Origin of the sequence: Nonomuraea sp. NPDC050404 (assembly GCF_040655495.1) — a bacterium.
Classification (GTDB): domain Bacteria; phylum Actinomycetota; class Actinomycetes; order Streptosporangiales; family Streptosporangiaceae; genus Nonomuraea.
On the sequence record NZ_JBFAKB010000005.1, the window covers coordinates 306,560 to 328,232 of the forward strand.

General features: G+C 65.3%; 13 protein-coding genes and 1 pseudogene. 6 read left to right on the plus strand and 8 right to left on the minus strand.

Features of this window, described 5'->3' with window-relative positions; translation table 11 throughout:
- Window positions 1-219: 219 nt before the first annotated feature.
- Window positions 220-522 carry a group II intron maturase-specific domain-containing protein gene (locus AB0I81_RS15755; protein ID WP_360656393.1) on the plus strand — a complete coding sequence of 101 codons (303 nt, stop codon included), beginning with the start codon at window positions 220-222 and terminating at the stop codon, window positions 520-522.
- Between the two features lie 78 nt (window positions 523-600).
- Here the strand turns inward: AB0I81_RS15755 and AB0I81_RS15760 are convergent.
- The 6 genes and pseudogenes from AB0I81_RS15760 to AB0I81_RS15785 all read right to left on the minus strand — a co-directional run.
- Window positions 601-960 (minus strand): annotated as a pseudogene (locus AB0I81_RS15760) (transposase family protein); the annotation flags it as partial.
- Between the two features lie 31 nt (window positions 961-991).
- On the minus strand, window positions 992-2,071 hold the full coding sequence (locus AB0I81_RS15765) for an IS110 family transposase (RefSeq protein WP_360656396.1): 1,080 nt from the start codon (window positions 2,069-2,071) through the stop codon (window positions 992-994).
- 642 nt (window positions 2,072-2,713) lie between these two features.
- On the minus strand, window positions 2,714-3,247 hold the full coding sequence (locus tag AB0I81_RS15770) for a hypothetical protein (protein ID WP_360656398.1): 534 nt from the start codon (window positions 3,245-3,247) through the stop codon (window positions 2,714-2,716).
- A 54-nt stretch (window positions 3,248-3,301) separates the two neighbouring features.
- On the minus strand, window positions 3,302-3,568 hold the full coding sequence (locus tag AB0I81_RS15775; protein ID WP_360656401.1) for a hypothetical protein: 267 nt from the start codon (window positions 3,566-3,568) through the stop codon (window positions 3,302-3,304).
- Entirely contained in the window at window positions 3,568-3,882 is a 315-nt protein-coding gene (locus AB0I81_RS15780; protein ID WP_360656404.1) for a PadR family transcriptional regulator, read from the minus strand. Before AB0I81_RS15780 ends, AB0I81_RS15775 begins: the two co-directional genes overlap by 1 nt.
- A gap of 75 nt (window positions 3,883-3,957) precedes the next feature.
- Window positions 3,958-4,713, minus strand: a complete 756-nt coding sequence (locus tag AB0I81_RS15785; protein WP_360656407.1) for a GntR family transcriptional regulator — start codon at window positions 4,711-4,713, stop codon at window positions 3,958-3,960.
- A gap of 948 nt (window positions 4,714-5,661) precedes the next feature.
- Between AB0I81_RS15785 and AB0I81_RS15790 the strand changes: the two genes are divergently transcribed.
- From AB0I81_RS15790 to AB0I81_RS15800, 3 genes are all read left to right on the plus strand, one after another.
- Window positions 5,662-7,236 (plus strand): ISL3 family transposase, encoded by a 1,575-nt coding sequence (locus AB0I81_RS15790; RefSeq protein ID WP_360657184.1) that lies wholly within the window; start codon window positions 5,662-5,664, stop codon window positions 7,234-7,236.
- Between the two features lie 330 nt (window positions 7,237-7,566).
- A complete protein-coding gene (locus AB0I81_RS15795) occupies window positions 7,567-15,417 on the plus strand; it encodes a polymorphic toxin-type HINT domain-containing protein (RefSeq protein ID WP_360656410.1) in 7,851 nt (2,616 codons plus the stop codon).
- Window positions 15,418-15,440: 23 nt separating this feature from the next.
- A complete protein-coding gene (locus tag AB0I81_RS15800) occupies window positions 15,441-16,055 on the plus strand; it encodes a hypothetical protein (protein WP_360656412.1) in 615 nt (204 codons plus the stop codon).
- A 42-nt stretch (window positions 16,056-16,097) separates the two neighbouring features.
- Here AB0I81_RS15800 and AB0I81_RS15805 read toward each other — a convergent pair whose 3' ends face one another.
- Window positions 16,098-16,871, minus strand: a complete 774-nt coding sequence (locus AB0I81_RS15805) for a transposase family protein (RefSeq protein ID WP_360656415.1) — start codon at window positions 16,869-16,871, stop codon at window positions 16,098-16,100.
- A gap of 519 nt (window positions 16,872-17,390) precedes the next feature.
- Between AB0I81_RS15805 and AB0I81_RS15810 the strand changes: the two genes are divergently transcribed.
- Window positions 17,391-17,996: a hypothetical protein gene (locus AB0I81_RS15810; RefSeq protein WP_360656418.1), complete on the plus strand. Its 606-nt coding sequence runs from the start codon at window positions 17,391-17,393 to the stop codon at window positions 17,994-17,996.
- A 992-nt stretch (window positions 17,997-18,988) separates the two neighbouring features.
- Window positions 18,989-19,429, plus strand: a complete 441-nt coding sequence (locus AB0I81_RS15815) for a transposase (RefSeq protein ID WP_360656421.1) — start codon at window positions 18,989-18,991, stop codon at window positions 19,427-19,429.
- Window positions 19,430-20,340: 911 nt separating this feature from the next.
- Here AB0I81_RS15815 and AB0I81_RS15820 read toward each other — a convergent pair.
- The gene (locus AB0I81_RS15820; protein ID WP_360656424.1) at window positions 20,341-21,660 is read right to left on the minus strand and encodes a UDP-glucose/GDP-mannose dehydrogenase family protein; all 1,320 of its coding nucleotides are present in this window, start codon (window positions 21,658-21,660) and stop codon (window positions 20,341-20,343) included.
- Window positions 21,661-21,673 lie beyond the last annotated feature (13 nt).

Here is a 21,673-nt window from a genome sequence, read left to right on the forward strand (position 1 = left end):
GGAGTGACGGGAGACCGTCACGCTCCGTTCTGTGGGAGCCCGGGGGCGCGATTCCCCCGGGCTACCCGACACTGCAAGGACCGGGTTCGGCCGGGCTCGTATGAGCACACCGAGTTCACGTTCCTTGGGTTCACGTTCCGCGCGCGGGCGGCTAAGGCCAGGAACGGCGGGGTGTTCTCCTCGTTCCTGCCTGCGGTCAGCTCACAGGCCCTCAAGGAGATGGGGCGACGGCTCCGCCGCTGGCGGATTCACCTGCGCACCCGGCTCGACCTGAACGAGCTCGCCAAAGCGATCAACCCCATCGTGGCGGGTTGGATGAACTACTACGGCCGGTTCTACCGGTCACAGCTCGGCCCCTTCCTCAAACGCATCAACACCTACCTGATGCGCTGGGCGCGCCGAAAGTACAAACGGCTCCGGACATTCAAACGCTTCAGGAAGTGGTGGCTCGCACTCGTCCAACGAGCGCCCCGCCTCTTCAGACACTGGGCCTGGATGGCCGAGACCGGAAGGATGAGATGAGAAGAGCGGAGTGACGGGAGACTGTCATGCTCCGTTCCGTGGGAGCCCAGGGGTGAAACTCCCCTGGGCGACCCGACTCCCATGGACGCGATGCTTGCCGGAGAAGTACGGCCGGTCGGCGGCGAGGCGGTCGATGCGGATCAGCGTGCCGTCCAGCACCAGGTAGTGCAGCCCGTCCCGCTGGGCCTTGCGCAGCGCCTGGCCGAGCTTGGGCGAGCGCGCCGACAGCAGCATCACCGTCTCCTCCACGTACCGCCATGCCGTCGCCGTCGAGACCCCGAACCCAGCCCCGAGCTCAGGGAACGTCTCTCCCTTGCGCAGGTAGACCAGCACGAGCAGGGCCTGCTGTCCCGGGTTGAGCAGCCGCCAAGTCAATCCGATGGCCTGGCGATGCCGGCGGATGAGACCGGCGACGTAGTTGAGAGTTCGGCGCGACAAATCGACGGCAGCACGATGCTTCTATGCCTTGTCAAGCGGGGAGGGACGCTGCGGCTGCGGGTGCCTGAGGGCGGACGAGGATCTTGTAGAGCTGGCGGGCGACGTATCGCTTCAGACAGCGGATGATCTCCCTCTTGGACAGCCCGTCGGTGGTTCTGCGCTCGACGTAGGCACGGGTGGATGGATCGCAGGACATGCGGGACAGCACGATGACGTACAGGGCCCGGTTGGCCTGCCGGTCGCCGCCGTGGTTGAGCCGGTGACGTCGTGTTTTGCCGCTGGATGCGGGCACGGGTGATACTCCGCATAGGGCCGCGAACGATCCCTCGGAGCGCAGCCGATCTGGGTTGTCGCCACACGTGACCAGCAGTTGGGCGGCGGTCTCCACACCCACGCCCAGGGTGGCGAGCAGTTTGGGCCGGGACTGCTCGATCAGCGCCTTCAACTGGTCGTAGGCCACGTCGATCTCGGCGCTAAGGGCGCGGTAGCGAGCAGCGAGATGCCGCAACGCCGCCTTGACACCCTGAGCTGGGTCAGCCAGATCAGCAGAAGGCCTCAACCGGAAGCAGGCGTCGACGAGCCGGGCCTTCTTCATGCCGGCCAGCTGCTCGCGAAGCTCGGCCGGGGCCGTGACGAGCAGCGCCTGCAGCTCGTTGAGGCAGGCGGTGCGAGCCTTCACCGCGCCAGCGCGAACCAGATGCAGCACGCGGATCGACTCAGCCACCCCGTTTCCGCTCTTCGGGACGGAGCGAGCCCTGTCGGCCAGTACAGCTTCGGCCGCGGCGTAGGAGTCCAGCGGATCCGACTTGCCCTTGGCCCTGCGCTGCTGCCGGTCAGGGCGATTGACCTCGATCACTTTGACCTTCGCGCTGCTCAAATGCCGAGCCAGGGCCGCACCGTAGGAGCCGGTACCTTCGACCCCCACCGCGTGCAGCCGACCGAAGGACCCCATCCACTCCAGCAGGTCCGCGTAACCCGCCCGGGTCGCCGGGAACTCCCGATCGGCGAGCCGGCGCCCGTTCATCAACACCACCGCGGCGTGATGAGTGTCGGCGTGCGTGTCGACCCCGCCCACGATCCGTCGCGCCTTGGGCTTCTTGAACTCCGTCATGTGCACCCTCATCGGCTCGGGGAATATCCGAAGACGGTGCGCGCCGGGGTAGCCGAGCAGGCAGACCAGTGACGGGACCAGTTCCCTCGCCGAGGCTTCTATCAAGCCACACACGGCCGACCCGGCACGCACCTTCGGGAGTGCTCCCCAAAAGAGGCGACAGATCGTGCCGACGGCACCGGGAGGACCCGGGCCAGATAGAACAAGGGTCAACCTCAGGAGAGAACACTTCCTGCTCCTGCAACATCATCCGCAGCAGCAGTCGTTCCCGATAGCACCAGTCTCACTGATAGAACAGCATGCGAGGCCCCTGGTGGTGGCGGACGTGATTGTGGTGATCAACCCGTCTACCAGGGGTTTCGCCATGCCATCAGACGAACGCCGCTTTCGCGTTCATGTTGTGATCAGCAGTCCGCCGCATGGGGATGAAAACGGCTCACTGTGCCGCAAAGAGGCGGAGGGGATACTAATCGTAAACTCCCTCTCGTTGAGTTTTATCCTCTCCCTTGACCGGATTCCTTCCGCGAAAACCTTGACCAGCAGCGGTTCTGCTGTCCTTCCATCCGGCGTCGCGATGCCGAGGGTCCACCATTCGCCTGAAGGCGAGGCGCTCCCTCTGTGGCCTTCGGCTGTCATTTCGCCTTATTCGCCTTTCAGCGTGTCGCTACCCGCGCCTCTGGTGTCGGCCTTCTTGCGGAGTTCGATCTTCAGCCGCATGCGGGCCCAGCTGACGAGCGTGTGCAGGCCGAGGCCACTGGTAAGCACCAAAAGAATGGCAGCGCCGAGCCCCGTGTCCGCCTTGGTCTCCAGTCCGCCCCATACCGGGAGCAACGCGATAGGTATGCACGTACGGGCTTGCGAGCGCAGCAGCCAGCAGATAAGCGAGACGAGGGGAGCAGTCGCACGGCCAAGCAGCCAAGCCGCTCGCGACTCGATGCTAGCCCAGACAAGGCCGCCGACATGAAGCATCACGTCACGCTGTGTCCTGGTGGCAGCCAGTTCGACCACGTCCCACCGCCAACTTTCGGCGGCTTCGGGCTGGGCGGACAGGAGGCCGGCGAAGCGAGTGAGGCGAGCCGGAAGTGTCTTTGACTCCGACTGCACGGGATTGATCAGGAACCCGACACCCGTTGTAGCCACAGAGCCGTCGAGTTTGCCATTTTCCTCCAGCCCCAAGCTGGCGATGAACTCGACAACTGTAGTGGGGTTCTTAGGGCCTGGTATCTTCACCTATTGCCCATCCACAAACCGCTGGAACTCGGCCTTCCTGCCCTTTCCCTCCGGAGCTAGGTGAGGGCCGTAACCTATCCGGAGCTTTTTGCCAGAGTGTAGAAACTCCACCTCATGGATGCCGGGCTCATTAAGGGTGCGGGCGAGGAATTGATTCAGCATCCTTTCAACGGAATCGTCCTCTCCGGTTGTCCACCACAGTGGAACCTTGCCTGCCTCGGCGTCGTGAAGCACACGATCTCCGAACTGCACTCTGGTGATTTTCATCAGGCGGGGCTCCATCGCCACTGGCCAGCGGGCTTTGTGCCACGATTGGCAAGGGCCTCCTGCGCGGCCGTGCGCCCCTCCGCGGTCATTTCCAGAAGACGCCGTCGAGGTCCAGTGGTGTCACTCTCATCCCAATAGGAACGCACCCACCCGATGCCCTCCAATCGCCGCAGGATCGGGTAGACGGTGCCGGACCCGTGGCCGGTCGCCAGGCAGATTTCGAGCCCGTATGTCGGAGTGCTCTGCGCCGCCGCCTCCAAAAGGATGCCGAGGACGTCGCGGGTTGGGGCGGTGAGTCGGATCGGAGCAGACATGTCCCTCCCTGTCGTTCTCGATCTATGTCGAGTACGACTCTCCACCGAACTCATGCCACGCCGACGCTCGCGGCGCTAGAGCGTCATCATCTCCTCGACGAACCGTACACGCGCCGGGTTGGCCACAACCCGCAGCAGTTCGACTGCCAGGCCGCGCTCGTCCGCGATGACCTGGTCGGCGGCCAGCACCCACGCCCCCTTCGCCAGCTTGAGCCGCGAGGTCTCCTCGCCGGTCGCGAGCCGCGCACGCACGGTCCGCCGCACGACCATCGCGGGCGCATGACCGGTGTGGGCCAGCGTGGCGTAGATCCCGCCGGGCACCTTGCGGTCAATCGCGATCGGCGTGCCCTCGACGACCGGCCGGGGGTAGACGGCCTCGTCCAGCCGAACCGGCACGTCGCCGGCGAACGCGGTCCGCGCCCGGGTGACGATATCGGCGCCGGGCTCGATGCCGAGGAGCGCGGCCACCTCCTGGTCGGCGTGGCCGGGGGCGACGGCGTTGGTGACCATGCGCCCGTCGAGGCCGGCGAGCTTGCAGCACTCGGACCAGGGGAGCGGGCCGTGGCCGGTGCGGTTGTGCAGGATGAGGTCCACGACGACGGGGCGGGGGTCTTGGACGATCATGCCTACGGCGGCGTTGCGACGGATCCGTCCCTCTGCTTTGAGGATCTTGTACGCCTCTCGGAGGATGTTGTCGGAGCCGAGGCCGTAGGTCATCATCAGGTCGCGGGAGTGGGGGAGGGGCTGGCCTGCGGGGTAGCTGCCGTTGAGGATCTTCTCGCGGAGATCGTTAGCGACCTGCTCGTAGCGGGGGACGGGCTTCTCGGCCATGCGGGCATGTTACGCGCGTAACATGCCGGATGTCTATCGGGGCCGCCGGGTGTCAGTAGCTACGCGGCAGAGATCAACTCGTTGAACGCCAGCGCATGGGGCTACGGCTGGTCAGAGCCATTGCAAACTCGTCGCGTTGTTGTCTGTGTCGGCTGAATGCTGAGAACTGGGCCTCGTCTTTGCCTGAACAGCAGAATGTTGTTCGTCGTCCCTCCTGCAGCGCTCGGTGCCAGGGCATTTGTGTGAGTTCCCCGGGGGCGTCGGGTGTGAGACGCTGCGGGAAGCACCTGGAGCTGAGGAACCAGCTCCGTGGAGATGCCTTGGTCGTCCATCCCGGCACGACTCGGCGTGACGCGCTCGACCGCGCCGCCTGGTCCGGCAACAGACTGGCATGCGCAGCCTGGCGCCGGAGGGGGGAGCCTGCTCCAAATGCCGGAGGGCGCTGGCCCGATGGTGCTCGACGCCGTTGTGCGGTGGGGCGCGAACAGGGTGCTCCTGGCGGCCGGCTAACCTCACCTTGTTCAGGGGATGACGATCTCCCTTTGTCAGCTTCGGGAACGGGCGTCGTCCCTGCTCAAGTGATTCGTAGAAGAGCCCTGCGTGGTGGTTCTTGCGACTCTTGACCGGCGTTTGGCGCCTGGTTCTGGTTCCACCCTGCAGCGCGAAGCCCTCGCTCTGGTCTCCTGGAGTGGAGCGAGGGCTTCGTCGTATTCCACGGTTCAGCAGGTGACGAGCATTTCGAGGCTCTCTCTCCTCCGTGTCGGCGCGAGTTCCTCGCTGCTCGCGCGTGCTTCTCAGCTGCCCATGGCACTCCGCCGCGGCTGTGTCAACGGCCGAGTGCGTGTGGGTCTGGCTCACTTTTCGTGATCGGCCAGAGATCCAAGATCACGATGTTGTTGAGCCGGGTGCGAACCGGTGCTGGTGCCGAGACGCTGCTCTGTGTCGATCATGCCGCTGTTGGCGGTCGTGTTCCCGCACCTTGCCGCCGTCCGCATCGAGCGGGTGTACCAGGTGGGCGCGATCGTGCGGGTGAAGGCCGCGACGACGGAGCCGAAAAGCTCATGCCCTGGCTGTGGATACGAGTCGGCGCGGGTTCACAGCCGCTATGAGCGGTGCCTGGCAGATCTTCCGGTCGCCGGGCAGGAAGTGCTGCTCCAGGTGCGGGTGCGTCGCTTCTTCTGCGACAACCCCGGCTGTGACCGGAAGACCTTCGCCGAGCAGGTGCCCGGTCTGACCAGCAGGCACGGCCGGCGCGGCGGGACTGCTGTCGATGTTGCGGACGGTGGCGCTGGCTCTGGGGTGGCCGTCCCGGTGCCCGTCATACCGCCCGGCTGGCTTGTGCGGTGGGCCGTTCGACGCTGCTGCGGCTGCTGCGGAGCTTGCCGGATCCGCAGGTGGCGACCCCGCGGGTGCAGGGGGGTCGATGAGTTCGCCTGGCGCAAGGGCCATACCTACGGGACGGTGCTGGTCGATGTGGAGGGCGGTCATGTGGTCGAGGTGTTGCCGGATCGCTCTGCGGACTCCTTCGCGGCCTGGCTGCAGGCGCATCCCGGGGTCGAGGTGATCTGCCGGGACCGGGCCGGCTGCTATGCCGAAGGCGCGCAGCGCGGCGCTCCGCTGGCGGTGCAGGTCGCCGATCGGTGGCATTTGCTCCACAACCTGTCCGGCGCGGTCCAGCGGGCGGTGTCTCGAAACCGCGCGCAACTGCGCGAACCGGCCAAGCCCGAGACCACCGAACCTCCTGCCGAGGGGTTGGAGCCGGACCACGAGGAAGGGGCAGCGGCGGCCCGGACCAGGGCGCGGCACGCTGAGATCCACCAGCTCCGCTCGCAGGGGATGACCATCACTGCGATCGGCCGTGAGCTGCGGCTTTCTCGCAAGACGGTGCGCCGCTACGCTACCGCCGCCAGCGCTGACGAACTGATCAGCGACGAGCGCGCACCACGTCAGACGATCCTCGATGCTTATCTTCCCTACCTGCTCGAACGCTGGGAACAGGGCTGCCGCAGCACCGACCAGCTCCTGGCCGAGCTGCGCGACCGAGGTTTCCTCGGCAGCGCCCGGACGCTCCGGCGCCTCACCGCCAAGCTCCGCACGGCAACCGTCACACCCGCGCGGCCTCCCGCGCCCAAGATCCGGGAGGTCACCGGCTGGATCGTCCAGTCACCCGGCAAGGTTGCCGCCGAAGACCTGGCCATGCTCGACCAGATCGCCGCCCGCTGCCCGGAACTCGCTTCGGTCACCGAGCTGACGCGTCAGTTCGCCGAGATGCTCGTCCACCGCCGCGGTGAACAGGACCTGGACGACTGGGCGGCGCGAGCGGAAGCCAGTCCCGCGCGGGAACTGCGCGACTTCGCCGCCGGGCTGCGTCGAGATTGGACGGCGGTCAAGGCCGGGCTCACCCTGCCCTACAGCTCCGGCGCGGTGGAAGGCAACGTGAACCGCATCAAGATGATCAAACGGATCATGTACGGGCGAGCCAACGCCGACCTGCTTCGTGTCCGCGTCCTGCACCGTTCCTGATCACGAAGAGTGGGCCAGACCCACTTTTGCACGGCCACGGACAGGCTGGTTGAGTCATGTCGTCCCGATCTCTCGATTCGCCTTCCATGCGGGGTTATACGCACATTCGGGGGCAATGGGTCCATCTGTCTGGTTACGGAGTGTTGCATATCTGATAGGGCTGTTTGTCAATTTGTAATAATTGTCCCTCTTGTCCGATCGGTCGAATTTCCTTACTTTGATCGTCGGAAGTGATCGACTCCGAGCTGCACAACCCGAGAAGGCTGTGGCGGAGAGCGACGGCTGCCGCCTTGCTGGTGTCTTTCGTTGTGGTTCGGAGCGTGATTTCGTATGCGCCGGTTCTTTTCGCGTGCTGTCGTTGCCCGGTCGGCGGCCGTCATCCTGATCGCTGGCCTGCCGGGGTTTGTCCCCCTGGCTGCGCTTCCGGCCTCCGCCCAGACAACTTGGGACGGCGAGGTCGTCTCCGTGCAGGGCACCGCGGTAGTGCCGAAGCAGCAACGGGGTGCGGCGGGAGTCTTACCAAGCCTGACGGTCACCCCCGCGACGGCGACGGCAGCGACGGCTGAGGATGATCCGCCTGTGCGGGGAGCCCTGCCGGAAGATGGGGGCGCGTGGCCGCGGATGGCGTTGAAGGCCGAGCCGGAGACGGAATCGCAGCTACCCGCTGGTGTACAGCGGGCTGAACAGCAAGACCAGGCAACCGCGGCGAACACCTTCCCCTTGATCGACGATGTGTATCCCGACGCGGGATCCCTGGTGGGAACGACGACTCCGCTGCTCACCGTGCGGGCTACGCGCATCAATGAACCTGATGACCCTTTCAGCCCGCTGAACCACACGTACCACATCTGTGAGAAGCCGGAAGAGGATGAGGAAGACACCGGCTCCCCTTCTTCCACGCCGCCCTGCTGGAAGTCCGGCGCCCTACCGGACGAGGACACGTGGCGGGTGCCCGCGGGCAAGCTGGAGTGGGGCAAGCAATACGAGTGGTGGGTCCGTATCGTGGACTCGGAAAGCAAGGCGGTCGCCACGAGCGACAAGCAGCTCATCCTTATGGGTGCGCGTCAGCCGATCAACAGTGCCCAGCTGGGTGAACGCGTCAATGAGGAGCAGGAGTTCTCGCTGCTCGGCGGGAACTACACCACGACCGAGGTGGACGCGCACGTGCAGGTGGCGGGTCCCGCACTGACAGTGCAACGCACCTACAACAGCTCCGATTCGCGCACCAATGGGATCTTCGGCGCGGGCTGGTCGACGGCTTGGGACATGAATGTGGTGGCCGAGCGGTCGGGAACGGCGGTCACCGGGTTGCTGGTGACCTACGCCGACGGGCGGCGGGTGCGGTTCGCGGCCAAGGGCGATGGTGGTTATCAGCCGCCGCCGGGGACGAAGGACACGCTGGCGGATGCGGATGGCGGCGGGTGGCGGCTGAAGGACACCGCCTCGATGTCGTACGTGTTCAACGCGGCGGGCCGGCTGCTGAAGATCGAGGACAATCGCGGGCGGGCACAGACGCTCAACTACAACGCAGACGGTACCTTCGACACGGTGACCGGAGCCGGCGGCCGGGCACTGCACGTGACCTGGAACGGCCCGAGGGTGGCCACGGTGTCCACCGACCCGGTGGACGGCAAGGCGCTGACCTGGACCTACACCTACACCGGCGACAACCTGACGTCGGTGTGCACGCCGGCCGCGGCACCGAACTGCACCACCTACAGCTACGGTGACGGCTCACGGTACAAGGGCCTGGTGCTGGACTCCGAACCGGTGGGCTACTGGCGGCTGGGCGACAAGCAGCACGAACCGGCCGCCAACTTGGGCAGCGACGGCGGCACCGGTCAGTACGACAACGTCACCGTCGGTCAGCCGGGCGCGCTGGAGGGAACGGCCGACACCGCAGCGGGCTTCACCAAGTCCACGATGATGCTGCCCGTGCCCATGCTGGACCGTCTGCGGGATCAGGTGTCCCTTGAGGGCTGGATCAAGACCACGCAGCCTGGCGTGATCTTCTCGGCTGACGAATCGGGAAGCGGTGTCGGTGCGTCGCTGCCGGTCCTGTACGTGGGCACGGACGGCAAACTCCGGGGCCAGCTGGGCCTGGTGGACGGCGAGTACACACCGATCATATCGGCAGGCACGGTCACCGACGATCGGTGGCACCACGTGGTGCTGACGGTGGCGGGTGACAAGCAGAAGCTCTACCTCGACGGTCAGGTCGTGGGGGAGCTGACGGGGCCGCTCTGGGATGAGCTCCGTCAGTACGCGTTTGTGGGCAGCGGAGACCGGGCCAGTTCCTGGTCCAGCGTCCCCGGAGGGCCGCGCGCGTCGGGCGTGTGGCCGTTCAAGGGCTCGATCGATGAGTTCGCGGTGTACGGCAAGCCACTGACGGACACCGAGGTCCAGTCCCACTGGAGTGCCCGTACGAAGATCAGCCACAAGCTGTCCCAGGTCACGCTGCCGTCCGGCCGGGTCCGGGCGAAGAACACCTACCACCCGGCGACCGACCGGCTGGACTCGCACACTGACCGGCATGGCGGCACCTGGAAGCTCGGCGACTTCGACATCGACTGGGATGAGGGCCTCTACAAGATCGCGTTGACTGATCCGCGCGGCGGCACCCTGGACTACGCCTACGACACACTGCGCAACGCGCGACCGACGTACACGATCGATCAAGCCGGGGCCAAGACCAGCTACGACTACGACACCGGCGGGTTCAAGGTCAAGCTGACCGACCCGAACGGCAACGTGATACAGCGGTGGAACGACAAACGCGGCAACATCATCCAAGGCAAGTCCTGCCGCAAGGCGGGCAACTGCCAGCGCTTCTACCTGGACTACCACGCCAATGCGGACGACGACTTCGACCCGCTCAATGACAAGCTCAAGGTCTTCCGCGATGCTCGCTCCACGGATGCAGCCAGCAACACGTACGCCACCACCTTCGAGTACAACAGCTACGGTGAACCGACCAAACAATCCACCCCTGCCACACCGGACTTCCCCGAAGGTCGGTCGAACAAAGTCACCTACACTGACGGCAGCGAGCCCGCCGTCGGCGGCGGCACCACCCCGCCGGGACTGGAGAAGACCCGGACCGACCCGCGCGGCAACACCTGGTCCTACGCCTACACCGCCGCGGGCGACCTGGCCGAGCAGACCGACCCCCTCGGATTGGTGACGAAGCTCGGCTACGACGAGATCGGCCGGGTGACCTCCACCACGAAGGTGTCGGAGGCCAACCCGAACGGAGTCACAACATCTACCACCTATGATCCGACCGGCCGGGTGGCCACAGTGACAGGTGCGGCGGTCAAGAACGAGGTCACTGGCGTCACTCACACGGCACGGACCACCTACGGCTATGACCCGGACGGGAACAAGCTGTCGGAGTCCATCACGGACCTGACCGGCGGCGATGCCGAGCGCAAGACCGTGCACAGCTACGATGACTTCGGCCAGCTGGCGTCGACCACCGACCCCGAGGGCGGTGTGACCCGCCAGACCTGGGACGCTTCCGGTCTAAAGGCCACGTCAACGGATGCCCGCGGGACCCTCTTCGTCTACGGCTACAGCAAGCGCGGAGAGCTGACCACCACCACGTTGAAGGGGTGGACCGGCAGCCCGGTCGATCCGCAGCTGGCCAAGGATGTCGTGCTGGAAAGCCGGAGCTATGACAGCGGGGGGCGACTGGCCGCGCAAGTGGACGCGATGGGCCGCAAGACCTCCTACACCTACTTCGGCGATGACCTGCTGTCAGAGAAGATCGGCGACGACGTCAGGCTCAATAGCTCCAGCGAAACCACCGACGTGGTCCTGGAGGCCAACAGCTACGACGCGGCAGGCAACCTCGTCCAGCAGGTCACCGGCGGGAACAAGAAGATGACCACGGTCTCCTCGTACGACGCCGCGAACCGCCTGTCCTCGCAGACACTCGACCCGGCCGGCCTCAACCGCAAGACCAGCTTCACCTACGATGCCAACGACAACATCATCAAGTCCACACTTACCGCGGCGGGCACCGCGCGAGCCGAGACCAAGGAATTCGCCTACAACAAGGTCAACAAGCCGACCCGGCACAGCGTCGAGAACGGCGACCGGGACATCGTCTCCACCACCACCTACGACGATCGCGGCCTGCCGGTCGCCGCCACCGACCCGCGTGGCAACGCCGACGGCGCGAACGCCGCCGACTACACCACGACGCTGCGCTACGACGTCCTGGACCGGCTGGTGGAGACCAAGGCACCGCAGGTGCAGGTGGACAAGAACGGCGCTGCCTCCACAACCCGCCCATCCGCTCTGATGGGCTATGACACAGTGGGCAACCAGACGCACGAGCGCGATGCGGAAGGAGGCGTCCTCACCTCGACATTCGACAGGGTCAGCCGCCTGACCAGGGCCTCTGCCCCCGCCTACACGCCGCCCGGCGGCAGCGCGATCACCTCGGCTGTCCAGCACGCCTACGACAAAGCCGGTCAGCGCGTCCGCACCACCGACCCGCGCGGTTACCTCACGTCCTACGAGTACGACCAGCTCGGCCGCCAGGTCCGCGTCACCGACCCCGCTCCAGACGGGCAGAATCCGGGCACCCGGGTGGCCGAGTACGACATGGCGGGCCAGCAACTGTTCAGCGTTGACGCCACCGGCACCCGTACCGGGGCCACCTACGACGACCTCGGCCGGAAGATCACCGCCACGCAGATCGAGCGCAAGCCCTCCAGCGCCGTCTACACCACCACGATGGAGTACGACCAGGCGGGCCGGCTGACCAAGCAGACCGCCCCAGGCAGTGTAGTCACCAGTTACACCTACAACGCGGCGGGCGAGACGGAGACGGTTACCGACCTAGGAACCAACGTCGCCATGACCTATGACCTGGCGGGGCGCCTGGTCAAGACGACCGACGCCCTCCGCAACGCCACCATCGCCGAATATGACCTGGCCGGCCGCAAGAACGCGGCCAAAGATGTGGACTCCGCCGGTACGGTGCTGCGCACCTACGGCTACGGGTATGACCTGGCGGGCAACCCGACCAGCACCACCTCACCCGAAGGACATGTCACCAAGCAAGTCTTCGACGCGCTGGGCCGGACCACCTCGCTGATCGAACCAGTCTCGGACAGCGAGTCGATCACCACCAGCTTCGGCTACGACGCCACCGGCGCCCGCACCCGCCTCACCGACGGCCGCGGCAACGCCACCTGGACCAGCTACAACAGCCTCGGCCTGGCAGAAACGGTGACCGAACCACCCACCAAGACCCACCCGGACGCGGCCGACCGCACCTGGACCCACCTCTACGACGCGGCCGGCAACCAGACAGCCACCATCCAGCCCGGCGGGGTGCGCACCGACCGCACCTACGACCACCTGAACCGGCTCACCAAGGAGAGCGGAGCAGGCGGCGACGCGGCGACGGCCGAGCGCACCTTCGGCTATGACCTGGCCGGCCGCTCAACCACTGCCGGTGACCTGACCGTCGACTACAACGACCGCGGCCTGCCGCTCAAGATCATGCGCGGCACCGTCCAGGAGACCGCCTACGCCTACGATGGCCTCGGCAACCCCACCCAGCGCATCGACGCCGCAGGCTCCGCCGTCTTCACCTACGACACCGCCAACCGGTTGAAGACTGCCACCGACCCGGTCACCAGCCGAACGCTGACCTACGACTACGACACGGTCAGCCGGTTGAAGACCATCACCGCCACCAGCGGCACGGCCAGCACCCAGACCATCGACTACGACAACCTGGACCGCATCACCGGCCAAACCCTGAAGAATGGCTCTGGCAGCCAGCTCGCGAAGATTACCTACGGGTGGGACAAGGACGACAACCTCACCACCAAGACCACCGCCGGCACCGCAGGCGCGGGCACCAACAGCTATAGCTACGACCACGCCGGGCGGCTCACCTCCTGGACCGCCCCCGGCGGCGCCATCACCGCCTACGAATGGGACGCCGCCGGCAACCGCACCAAGGCAGGCGACAAAACTTTCACCTACGACGAACGCAACCGCCTCACCAGCGGCGACGGCACCGACTACACCTACACCCCGCGCGGCACCATGGCCACTAGCACCAAGGCCGGCGCCACCACGCAGTACACCTTCGACGCCTTCGACCGGCTCATTGCCGACGGCGACAGCCTCTACGCCTACGACGCCCTCGACCGCGTCACCTCCCGCATCAGCGGCACCACCAAGCAAACCCACCAGTACGCTGGGCTCGGGAACGACCTGGCAGCCATCAGTGTCAGCAGCAGCGTTCAGGCCAAGTACTCGCGCGACCCATTCGGCGCTCTTGTCGGTCTCCAAGAAGGCACCGCCCCCGCTGCAGCCACTCTGAGCGACCTCCACAGCGACCTCGTGGCCACCTACACCGGCACCGGCCTCGTCAGCTCCACCAGCTACGGCCCCTTCGGCGAAACCGCCGCCCAGGCGGGAGATCCGACCAGTCTCGGCTATCAGGGGGAATATACCGACCCGGACACCGGCAAGGTCAACATGCACGCCCGCTGGTACCAGCCCGGCACCGGCACCTTCACCAGCCGCGACACCTGGACCCTCGAACCAACGCCATCCGTGCAGGCCAACCGCTACACCTACGCCAACGCCTCACCGCTCACCGGCACGGACCCGACCGGCCACACGGTGCTGAACGATATCGATGGCGGTATGGGAGACCGCGGCAACCACTGCAGCATGTACGGCGACTGCAACGGGCAATGGGTGCCCGACGTAGGCTTCAACCCCGGTTTTAATGAGGAGGAAGCCCGCCGCATCAACGTCGTCCACGAAGGGCTCGGCGCCGGCCGGGACGTGCCAGCCGACGACTTCTGGCTGAACAACTCAAAAGAAGGCGAAGCGGCTCGACGCAAATACATCGATCTTTATGACCCGATGAATCCGAACATCAACGAGGACGAGCTTTGGGAATACGCGAAGGTGTCCACCCGCGCCACTGCCTGTGACGGCTGCGGGGTTAAGGCCGCTTCGGCTGTGGGATGCGAAGTTCTCTATGGAGCTAAGTCCTGTAAGGCGATGAAAAAGGCCGCCAAGCTCGTAGGAGACGCCAAAGTCTATTACGACAATTGTCTCAATGGCGATGGGAGCCAAGATGGGCACCTTGCAGGCAGCTGCAGAGGAATCGCCAAAAGACTAGGCATTGGATATGACGAATGGCTGGCCCTGAAGAAATTGCAGGCCGAGGCGCGTGATAAGTCGGGGTCCTGGTTCATAAGGCTATTCCGTGGCATCAGCGATTTCATATGGGGCGACGCGCAATCTTGCAACTCTGGCAGTGGGATTAGCTGCTTTCTTATGGTTGCAAACCTCTTGCCGGGTGGCGCCGCAGTCAAAGCCGTAGGAAAGCTCGCGAAGTACATGCCCAAGTTGGCTCAGGCGCTTCGCTCCGGTGCAGCGGCAGCGGCATGTAACAGCTTCCGAGGCGAAACCCTCGTTTTGATGGCCGACGGCGGCCACAAAGCGATCGAGGACGTCCAGGTTGGAGATCGGGTTGTAGCTACGGATCCGGTGAGCGGGCAGACGGAAGCCAAGCAAGTCGCCGATAAGATTTTCGGTATCGGGACGAAACACCTTGTGCAGATCTCTGTTCGCCTAGAAAGTGAGAACGAAGCGGCCGAGACATCTGTGGTGGCGACCGCCGGCCATCCCTTCTGGGTTCCTTCCCTGCGGGAATGGGTGGATGCGACCTATCTCCGTCCGGGATTGTGGCTACGGACCTCTTCCGGAACCTGGATCCAGGTCGCAACGGTGAAGCGGTGGACGACAGAGGAAGCAGTCTACAATCTGTCAGTCGCCGACATTCATACCTACTATGTCGCGATCGGATCAGCCGATGCGCTCGTCCACAATGACCAGGTCGTACCGAATATCATCAAACAGATGCTTCGGGATATCCAAAATGGGAGCCTGATGCAGCGCACCACTTACAATAAAAAAACTAAGCAATATGAGCTGGATTTTTACAAAAACCGCGAGGGTGTCCGGAGGAATGAATTCTGGGTGGACGGGGAAATCTTTGGCTACGACGGTAATAATGACTACCGCATAATCCGAAAAGGAGACAAGTATGCATGGGTTGGCCCGAAGGGAAATAAGCCTGGAGGGGGACACAACTATGGCAAAATTATTCAAATAGGTTGCGATTAGCGAGATGCTGAAACGAGAGTGCATTGAATGAAGAACTGATAGCAAGGCTCATGCTGGCCTTCGGCATGCGATTCCTCGGCACTAGACGTGGAACGGGGATCCCAACTCGCATCGCCAGGGTGACAACGTGTGCCGGGCCTGAAGATGGTCGGCGGGACCGGATCGTTGACCTGAATGATGTGGATCTGATCGCCAGATTCAACGCTGAATGGTGCGCGCTGGCGACCGAACATGGGCTCTTTTCGGCTGAGCGTCAGTTTCTTGTCGCGCTGACACCGGCCATTGACCCTGCTTTCGCTCAAGAGCGTGAAGAGACCGATGATTGGGAAGACCCCGCATGGTGGGAATATGTGTGGGGTCTAGTGGAACTGCAGGAGGACTGGGATATCGCGGGAGCTGGGGCAGAATCCGGTGTCCTCGGATCCGCATACGGTCAGCCAGCGTTCGTCATGTCCGCGATAGATGGATCAGTCTTCGTGGTGGGAACTCGTTGGGAGGACGGTATCGGCGTTGTGGCCTTGCCCCAGCCTTATCGCTCCTCGACACTTCGAGAGCTAGCCCGCCGCAATCTCGAGGCAGGCGGCAGAACCGAGGAAGAGGAGCAAGATATGCAGGCCTGGCTCGTCTCTGATCACTGAGCTGTTCGACGTACCAGGGCGATCCATGACCTCTTTTCATCCTCAGGACGGCTGAGCAACGCGGTGGTTCTGGAGGACGGCGATGGCCTTGCACAGGTGGCCGGCCTTGCTCGGGCTGCAGCGTAGCTTGCGGAGGATCTTCCAGCTCTTCAGCTGGGCGTTGGCGCGCTCGCCGGGGCCGCGAAGGCGGGCGTGGGAGCGGTTGGCCTGCTTCTGGGATTCGGGCTTCTTCTTGCCCTTGTACGGGGTGCGGACCGGGCCTTCGGCTCCCTGATACGCCTTGTCGGCCAGGGTGATGATGCCCGCGCGTTCGAGTGCGCGCAGGATGCCCCAGATGCGGGCGGCGCTCAGGTCGTGGGCCTTGCCCGGCAGCGCGCCGGAGGTCCACAGAATCGTCCCGTCCGGCGAGGCGATGACCTGCACGTTCATCCCGTGCACGCGGTGCTTGCCGGAGAAGTAGGGCCGGTCGGCGGCGATCCGGTCGATGTGGATCAGCGTGCCGTCCAGCACCAGGTAGTGCAGCCCGTCCCGCTTGGCCTTGTGCAGCGCTTGGCCGAGCTTGGGTGAGCGGGCCGACAGCAGCGCGACCGTCTCCTCCACATACCGCCACGCGGTCGCGGTCGACACCCCAAACCCGGCCCCGATCTGGGCGAACGTCTCGCCCTTGCGCAGGTAGACCAGCACCAGCAGCGCCTGCCGGCCAGGGTTGAGCCGCCGCCAGAGCGACCCGATCACCTTCCGGTGGCGCCGGATCATCCCGGCAACGTAATTCAGCGTCTGAGGCGACAAATCGACGGCAGCACGGTAGAACAACACCTGAAGCTCCTGGTTGCGACGGTGTGGATTGTGGTGATCAACCCGTCTACCAGGAGCTTCTTCATGTCACCGACCGAACACCGACATCGCGATCACGCTGTGATCAGGGCAGCCGCCACGGACCCTGAAAATGGCTCACTGTAGGTATTACTTCCAGGAAGAGTATGAAAGTTCACGGAGGGGGACGTACCAGTGCGATGAATACCCCTTCGCCTCCACTCTGCAGGGGGCGGCCGCGGATAGGATCAACTATTCTGTCCGCGCTGTTTACGCCAGCCACAATGACCTGCACGGAAGGGCGCTGAAGGCGTTCTACGGTCATTACCGGCTGCTCTACTATGACCCGAACAATACCCCCACCAAGACCAGTGACAGCCCGTTCTGGGTGAAGATCGCGAACTGACGACCTGATGACCGGGATCTAGTCAATCCCAACTCCGTACGCGGGATCGCCGTGGCACATGCTCGGCGATCCCGCCGTCCGTTGACCGCACGGTGCTATGACTCAAGGACACGACGATGAATATTCCCGCACAGGCGTTTCCTGCGCAGAACCAGTGGGACCTGCTCGTTGAGCATCGCGTCCACTACGAGTTCCACGGGCTCTGGGTGGAGTGCGAGGATCCTGAAGAACTCCGCCGATTGCTGCGCGCGGATGCGGGCTCGCGTCTCGACTGCGACCTCGAAGGAGCCGTCGGGACATACCCGGGGCCGCCGGAAATGGTGGTCTGGATCGGCCCGCACGCGCCCGGCTGGACACATGTCCTCGCCTTCGGGATGGACCCTTACCGCCTCGGCGTCATCAATCTAGGAAAACGCCGTGTCTTCGAGATCCACTGTGACGAAGAGCTGGGCAGGCTCGATCCGCTGTATCTCTACTACGACGGCGAGCAGCTCGGCCACGTTACTCCGCCGTACGAGGAAGGCGGATACATGGAGTTCCCCGATTACCGGCCCTACGCGAGTGGGCTCGCGCTCGGCGAGGGCGCCGGCCTCGAGCACGACATCCACCTCATGTTGTGCATGGTAGGCCGTATCACGGGGCGCTTTCTCGATCGGGAATGGTTCGCGTCGACCCGGACCGCGTACCGGATCCCCGAGGGGACGTGGGACGAGCCGTGGTGACGCCCGGTCGGCCTGCCGATCAGGACGGTGAGGCGACCATCGTTGTCGCGGGAGCGACCTATGAAACTGCAGGTCAGGGCTCGAGAATGCCGAACCGCTGGTCAGGACGGCGTCAGCGCGTTCGAGCCGCGCCGTGTCGGCGCGCGCGGCCAGGATCATTACGTCGTCCACGGTGCGGCAAAGGTACGACCGGGCCACGGCGGGCTTCCTCCTGCACTAGTCCGAGGTGAGGTCTTCTCTGGCCCGGGGTGAGATTGAGCGGGGTGGTGACGTGCAGGTTCCAGCTGAGGCCGGGCGGCGCGAGCTTGTGGTCGATCCAGGCGATCGTCGGGTCGCCCTCGGCGTTGATGGCATGGCCAGTCTCTCTCCGAAGCCGCTCCTGCTCTCGGACACCGGGATGCTCTCGCACCGGCGATCTCCGGCCACCCGAACGGGTTGACCAGCACGAATCCGCTGAACAGCAGTCCGGGCAGCAGGGCCGCCGGCAGCAGGCTCGGCCTGACCGGGCGCGGCGGAGCGCCATCGGGCAGGCCGTGTGCCAGGTCCGAGTCGTCCACCTCGGTGCGCCAGGCCATGCGATGGAGGAACTGGCGCGCGACCACGGCAGCCTGGAAGGGCGTTATGGCCAGCGCCAGCACGGTTCCGGCCAGGCCCCATCCGAGGGTCGTGAGCGGGTCGGGGAGCAGGCGCAGCCCCGACTCGAGAGCCCACGTCGCCGCACCGGGAACGAGGACGACCCCGAAGGCCAGCGTCAACGCGGTCGGCAGGAAACTCAGCTCGGTCAAGCGATAGGCGCGGCGGATCGAGCCCAGCCCCGAGCAGCCGTGCAGCAAGATGCCGGGCACGGCCAGCAGACCCGGCATCGTTGTACGCGGCCGCCACCAGCAGCGCATTGGCCAGCCACTGCTGATCAGTCGCCATCAGCACGCCTGCTCTCGCGGCTACGGTTGCCCCGGACGCCAGCGCGGCTACCAGGAGCAGGATGAGCAGGGATGGCAGCCGCCGCACTGTCGGTGTTGGCATCCGACATCTTCGGCGTCTCCGGGCGAGCGATGATGGCCGCGTTGGTCGCCGGGGAGCGCAGCCCGCGGATCCTGGCTCAGATGAAGATCGGGGAACTTCTTGCCCCTTTCGAGCAGGCGATGGAGCGGCTGAATGAGATCTCCGGCATCGGCCGCACGGCCGCGGCGCTGATCCTGGCCGAAATCGGGCTGGACATGAGCCGTTTCCCCACCGCCGGCCATCTGGCCTCCTGGGCCCGTTTCGCTCCTGGCATGGGCCTGTCCAGCGAACGGCTCTGGCCCGTAATCGGTGGTGGCGCCGAGTGCTCACCAATCACAGGCGCCTGCACTCGGCGCTCGGCTACCGGCCGCCCCTGGAGGTATTCAACGAGTCCCTCTCAGCCCAAACAGCCGCGTAAGCTACGGCCATAGACGGCTGTCGGGAATCTTCGTGGGCCCCTCAGGCAAGCTGCCACGGTCATGTGGGGCAGCGGCATCGAGGGAACATGGTGAACTCGCCGTTGCGTTTCATCTCTGCTCGGTATGAGGCCTCGTTTTCAGGGCCAGCCCTCCCGGGCGGCGGAGCGCCGAACATTCCGGAGTAGACGAGAGCGGTGGAGTGCGATCGCGGGTGCCGCCTGTAGCCGTGCTGCCGCACAGGGCGGGTCGGCTTCGACATTTCGAACTACGGCCCCCCGCCCGCCGCCGCGCCTGGTTCCGGATGTCATGTTGGGCATCGTGGTGATCAGCCGACTGGGTGCTGGTGACCACCGTTGTCGCCGGAGCGGTCCGCGTGCCGGGCAGGTGGGCGTGCACTTCAAGCCGGAGTTTTACGCAGGTATCTGGCGCGATCAACGGCCATGCCTGTCCGATGCCGGGCGGTCGTGGCGGGTTGCCGGTGGCCCCCAATGGCTTAGAACTGGGGTCTGACCTGTTGATACACTCCCAAGATCATCCCGTATATGTCCCCTGATCATGGTCGTACGGCTGCATGCGGGCACCGTCGGTTACCTATCAAGGTTGTAAAACAAAAGACCTGCGGTTGTGAAACCGCAGGTCAGGGGTCGATAGTGCCGATCAAGGTGCGTGCCCCCGTCAGGATTCGAACCTGCGGCGCCGCTTTAGGAGAGCTCCAGTCGTTTCGAGTCCAACATGTCCGCTGATGGGCGATATAAGGGTGGTGCTCGATGTGTATGCGGATCCTCGATTAGGAGCCCCATCATCCATCGTTGCCGGGCGTTTGTGCTGGTCAAGGCGATATATGCGGTGAGGACCTTGAAGGCGGTCCGCTCTTCAGATGCGGGTGTGGACCTGTTTGCCGCCGAAGACGCTCCGCTGATGTATTATGGGCGGCCCAGCGCCCGATATGTCCATCCGGCGCCGCGCCAATGCACGGCATCCAGGGCGTTGCGTGCGTCGATGATGTTGCGGGCGCGGACCACCTTCCCGACGTCCTCTGGATCCATGTCGCGAAACTCGCGCCACTCGGTGAGCAGCAGCACGGCGTCCGCATCGCGCATCGCCTCCCGTGTTGACGTGGCGTAACCCAGGTGCGGGTGCACCCGGCGGGCATTTGCCAGCGCCGCGGGGTCGTAAACGGTAACCGTGCCGCCCTGGTCGCTGATCGTGGAGGCGACGTCCAGCGCGGGGGAGTCGCGGATGTCGTCGGAGCCGGGTTTGAACGACGCCCCGAGCACGCCGATCACCTTCCCCGCGAGCGTGCCGCCGAGCAGTTCGCGGGCCAGGTCGACCGTACGGGTCCGGCGCCGCAGGTTGATCGCGTCGACCTCACGGAGGAACGAGAGCGCCTGCTCCACGCCGAGCTCCCCGGCGCGGGCCAGGAACGCGCGGATGTCCTTGGGCAGGCAGCCACCGCCGAAGCCGAGCCCCGGGTTCAGGAACCTGCCGCCGATGCGGTCGTCGTAGGACAGTGCCTCCGAGAGCTTGGTGACGTCGGCTCGCGAGGCCTCGCAGACCTCGGCCATCGCGTTGATGAACGAGATCTTGGTGGCGAGGAACGCGTTCGCCGAGACCTTCACCAGCTCCGCCGTCTGGTAGTCGGTGATCACCAGCGGCGTGCCGTCGGCGAGCAGCTTCGCATAGACCTCGCGCAGCACCTTCTCGGCCCGCTCCGAGGCGGTGCCGATGACGATGCGGTCGGGGCGCAGCGTGTCCTGCACCGCGTGCCCCTCGCGCAGGAACTCCGGGTTCCACGCCAGCTCGGCACCGTCGCCGATGGGCGCGCCCTCGGTGATCCGCTCGGCCAGCTTGGCGGCGGTGCCGACCGGGACCGTGGACTTGCCGACGATCAGGCACTCCCGCCGCAGGTGCGGGATGAGCGCGTTGATGGCGCCGTTGACCTGGCTCAGGTCGGCGGCGTCGGAGTCGGCGCGCTGGGGCGTGCCCACACACAGGAAGTGCACGTCACCGAACTCGGCGACCTCCTCGAACGACGTCGTGAACGCGAGGCGCCCGGCGTCGACGTTCCGGCGCAGGAGTTGCTCCAGGCCGGGCTCGTGGACGGGAAGGTCGCCAGCCGCCAGCCGCGCCACCTTTTCGTGATCGGCGTCGATGCCCAGCACCTCGAACCCGAGCTCGGCCATGCATGCGGCATGGGTCGCGCCCAGGTATCCGGTGCCGATCACCGCAAGGCGGTAAGTCAATGAGTCTCCTTAC